The organism is Paenibacillus roseus, from assembly GCF_016424485.1.
Classification (GTDB): domain Bacteria; phylum Bacillota; class Bacilli; order Paenibacillales; family Paenibacillaceae; genus Paenibacillus_D; species Paenibacillus_D roseus.
In genome coordinates this window covers 1-4,429 of the sequence record NZ_JAELUP010000063.1, presented here as the reverse complement: position 1 = coordinate 4,429, position 4,429 = coordinate 1, and the positions used below count along the sequence as shown (strand labels likewise).

The following is a 4,429-nucleotide window of genomic DNA, read 5'->3' as shown; positions in this document are numbered from 1 at the left end:
TAAGAAATATTATATTCCCAATTTTTAATACGTATCCGTTATTAACTAAAAAATATTATAATTTTGAAGTATTTCAAAAATGTTTGTTTATTTCAGAAAATAATGAATTGACCAAAGAAGAAAAATTTGTTATGATTTCAGATTTAATTGAAAAAAGTAAATTTAGATCTAATCTTTCGCCTATATGGTTAAATTCTAAAGAAAATGTTATTTCAAAACCTTGGTTGATCGGTTTTATAGAAGCTGAAGGTTCTTTTTATATTACAAAAAAAGAAAAAAATAGATTTGTTCATGGTTTTGGAATTACTCAAAAAAGGGATTCTCATGTTTTAGAAAATATAAGAAAAATTTTACATATTTCGACAAAAGTAAAATATAATAAATATCAATTTTATTCTTTAGATACAACGAATTCTAGAGCCATTGAAAATATTATTCAATATTTTACTGGTTCCCATAATACAAATACAAAATTTAAAAGTATAAAGGGTCTAGAATTTCGAATATGGGCACGTTCTTATATAAAGCATAAGGGTAACTTTATAAAATTAGAAATAATTCAAAAAAGAATGCATTTTTTAAAAAAAAAGATAAAAGTTGAATGAATAGTCCGAACTTTATTGAGAAATAAAGAGTATAATGAGAGTTAATAAAATTTCTAATTTTATTAATGGAGATTATCAACACACATTGTTATCCGCCATTATCGGCTTTAGCAAGTCATTCAGGTGCGAGCGTAGACTTAGCAATCTTTAGCTTACATTTATCAGGTATTAGTTCAATTTTAGGTTCTATAAATTTTATAGCAACTGTATTCAATATGAGAGCTCCTGGTATGTCAATGCATCGTTTACCTTTATTTGTTTGGTCTGTATTTATTACAGCATGGTTATTAGTTTTATCTTTACCTGTGTTAGCTGGGGGTATTACTATGTTATTGACGGATCGTAATTTTAATACGAGTTTTTTTGATCCTGCTGGAGGTGGTGACCCTATACTGTACCAACATTTATTTTGGTTTTTTGGTCATCCTGAAGTATATATTTTAATCTTACCCGGATTTGGTGTAATTAGTCATATTATTCAAACATTTTCTAAAAAACCTATTTTTGGTTATTTAGGTATGGTTTATGCAATGATGAGTATAGGTATATTAGGTTTTATTGTTTGGGCACATCATATGTATGTTGTTGGCTTAGACATTGATACTCGTGCTTATTTCACAGCAGCTACTATGATTATTGCGGTACCTACAGGTATTAAAATATTTAGTTGGGTAGCTACTATGTGGGGTGGTTCTATTGAATTTAGAGCTCCTATGTTATTTGCGGTTGGTTTCTTAGTTTTATTTACAATTGGTGGTATTACTGGTGTAGTATTATCTAATTCTGGTTTAGATATTGCATTTCATGACACTTATTATGTTGTAGCTCATTTTCATTATGTGTTATCAATGGGTGCTGTATTTGCTTTATTTGCTGGATATTATTACTGGATCGGTAAAATTACAGGATTACAGTATCCTGAAACGTTAGCGCAAATTCATTTTTGGTTAATGTTTTTAGGTGTAAATATTACGTTTTTCCCTATGCATTTCTTAGGATTAGCTGGTATGCCTAGACGTATTCCAGATTATCCGGATGCATATGCTGGTTGGAATGCAATTGCGAGTTATGGTAGTTATATTTCAATATTTGCTGTATTATTTTTCTTTTATGTAGTTTATAAAACATTGACTAGTGATGAAGTATGTCCTAAGAATCCTTGGGAAACTACTCCTAATGTTTCTCCTACGTTAGAATGGATGTTACCTTCTCCTGTAGGTTTTCATACTTTTGAAGAAATACCTTCAATTAAGGCTACTCAAACAATATCTGTGTAAGAAAAAAATTCTTTTAGAAATTAAATATCTTAGTTTTTTTAATTCTAAGATATTTAACTTCTTTTTATATATTATTAAAAAAATTATTATGAGTCGTTCATTGTGGAAAGGTCCTTTTAATGAAATAAAAATAGATTCTTTGTCTAGAGTGAAAAAGATATGGTCTCGTCGTTCTATAATATTGCCTCGATTTATAAATAAAGTTGTTTCTATACATAATGGTAAAACATTTATAGGTTGTACTATTACTGAAGAAATGATAGGGTTTAAATCAGGTCAATTTGCAAGTACACGAAAACGTCCAATTCACAAAAAGAAATCTAAAAAAAAATAGTTTCTATTAAATATATTAATATTATTATGTTATCTAGTTCTTTAATAATTACGTTACTTTTGAAAATATTAGGGGTTACAGTACCTTTAATATTAAGCGTTGCTTTTTTAGTATTAGCAGAACGTAAAGTTTTAGCGAGTATGCAACGTCGTAAAGGTCCTAATATTTTAGGTATTTATGGTATTTTACAATCTATTGCAGATGGTTTAAAATTAATGGTCAAAGAACCGGTAATGCCGAATAATGCAAATTTAGTAATTTATTTATTTGCACCGACTTTAACTTTTTTATTAAGTCAAATAATGTGGGCTGCTGTTCCATTTGGCGAAGGTATTGTTATAGCTGATTTAAATGTTGGTTTACTTTATATTTTTGCAATTTCTTCTTTAGGAGTTTATGGTATTGTTTTAGCTGGTTGGTCAAGTAATTCGAAATATGCTTTTTTAGGTAGTTGTCGTTCTGCAGCGCAAATGGTTTCATACGAAGTTTCAATTGGTTTAATTATTATTACTGTATTAATATGTACAGGTTCTTTAAACTTAACAGAAATTGTTTTAGCACAAAGTCGTGTATGGTTTTGTATTCCTTTGTTTCCTTTATTTATTATGTTTTTTATTTCATGTTTAGCTGAAACAAATAGAGCTCCTTTTGATTTACCAGAAGCTGAAGCAGAATTAGTTGCGGGATATAATGTTGAATATTCTGCTATGGGATTTGCTTTATTCTTTTTAGGTGAATATGCTAATATGATAGTAATGAGTACTTTATGTTCGATATTCTTTTTAGGCGGGTGGTTGCCTCCATTTGATTTCTTTATATTTCATTGGATTCCAGGTATTTTTTGGATTGGTATAAAAAGCGCATTTTTTCTATTTGTGTTTATATGGATTCGTGCAGCTTATCCTCGTTATCGTTATGATCAATTAATGAGATTAGGATGGAAGTCTTTATTACCATTATCTTTAGCTTGGGTAATATTTGTAGCAGGTATTATTTTAGCTTTTGATTGGGCTGTTTAAATTATTAAGTATATAAGCTAACATCTTAATTAGTATGTTAGCTTTTTATTTAATATGTAAAAGAAAAAAACCTTTAGTTATATATAATAGAGTTTATTAATAAAGTATTAGAACGTCCATTCTAATTAGGCTTTGTACTTTATCTGGTAATTTTTAATTACCATAATGTAACAAATTTAATTTTACCCGGAAATTTATAAGATGCTAATCGCGCTGCTTGTTGAGCTAAAGATAAATTTATGCCATCCATTTCAAATAGAATTTGTCCTTTTTTAATTCGACAAATCCAATAATCTGGAGAACCTTTACCTTTACCCATACGTACTTCTGCTGGTTTACTAGATACTGCAATATCTGGAAATATTCTAATCCATATGATACCTGTTCTTTTAAATTTACGAGTCATAACGCGACGTATAGCTTCGATAGTTTTAGCTTGTATTCTTGCCGGTTCTAAAGCTTTGATTCCAAATTGGCCGAATCTTAAAATGTCTGTATTAGATACAATACCACCAATACGGCCTTTTTGATATTTTCGGAATTTTGTTTTTCTTGGCTGTAACATTTGAATTAAAATAGTCTTTTATAAAGTAACAATTATAAAAAAATTGAAATCTTTTTATAATTTATAAATTTTGGTAACATATCCATACTTTTATACCAATAGATCCAAAAGATGTTTGTGCTCTACGTGAAGCATAATCTATTCGATCAGTAAATACATGTAATGAAGTTTGTCCAAATTTTACACAGTCTTTCATAGAACGTTGTGCTTTTTTTGATTTACCTGCTGATCGTCCTGAATATTTTATACGTATACCACGAATCCACGAAATATTTTTAACTTCTCGAAATATTCGGTTTTTAATACGTGTAAAAGGTACGCGTTTTTCTAAAAAATAAACAATTTCGTCTGCTAAAAATCCTGCACTTTGAAAATCATTTGTTATACGAAATGCTGTATGACTTACATTAAACATTGTTTGTGTAGAACTATAATTCGAAATATAACGCTGTAATCCATTAAAATAAAATTCATCTAAACGTGAAGATAAAATTAATTGTTTTTGGAAATCAACTTTTTTAATATTTTTAGTAGTAGTTGTACGTGGTAATGAAATAGTGTTTAAAGAAATAAATTTTGATAAATCTGATTCTGTTAATTTTAAAAAATTTAAATCATTAACAGATATA

At 28.3% G+C, this 4,429-nt stretch carries 5 protein-coding genes and 1 pseudogene; 4 read left to right on the top strand and 2 right to left on the bottom strand.

Going from position 1 to position 4,429, the window contains the following annotated elements:
- From JFN88_RS26330 to nuoH, 4 genes are all read left to right on the top strand, one after another.
- Positions 1 to 605 (top strand): LAGLIDADG family homing endonuclease (locus tag JFN88_RS26330; RefSeq protein WP_199019549.1); only part of this gene is annotated, 605 nt, incomplete at its 5' end.
- Between the two features lie 65 nt (positions 606 to 670).
- Positions 671 to 1,882, top strand: coding sequence for a cytochrome c oxidase subunit I (locus JFN88_RS26325; RefSeq protein ID WP_199019548.1), 1,212 nt, complete (start codon positions 671 to 673; stop codon positions 1,880 to 1,882).
- Positions 1,883 to 1,970: 88 nt separating this feature from the next.
- The gene (locus JFN88_RS26320; protein WP_199019547.1) at positions 1,971 to 2,216 is read left to right on the top strand and encodes a S19 family ribosomal protein; all 246 of its coding nucleotides are present in this window, start codon (positions 1,971 to 1,973) and stop codon (positions 2,214 to 2,216) included.
- Positions 2,213 to 3,235, top strand: coding sequence for an NADH-quinone oxidoreductase subunit NuoH (gene nuoH, locus JFN88_RS26315; RefSeq protein WP_500048320.1), 1,023 nt, complete (start codon positions 2,213 to 2,215; stop codon positions 3,233 to 3,235). The genes JFN88_RS26320 and nuoH overlap by 4 nt, the downstream gene beginning before the upstream one ends.
- Before the next feature lie 157 nt (positions 3,236 to 3,392).
- On the opposite strand, the gene rplP is transcribed toward nuoH, so the two are convergent.
- Together rplP and JFN88_RS26305 are read right to left on the bottom strand one after the other, a co-directional pair.
- Complete coding sequence (gene rplP, locus JFN88_RS26310) at positions 3,393 to 3,800, bottom strand: 50S ribosomal protein L16 (protein ID WP_199019545.1); 408 nt, start codon at positions 3,798 to 3,800, stop codon at positions 3,393 to 3,395.
- Between the two features lie 61 nt (positions 3,801 to 3,861).
- Positions 3,862 to 4,429: pseudogene (locus JFN88_RS26305) on the bottom strand (hypothetical protein); the annotation flags it as partial.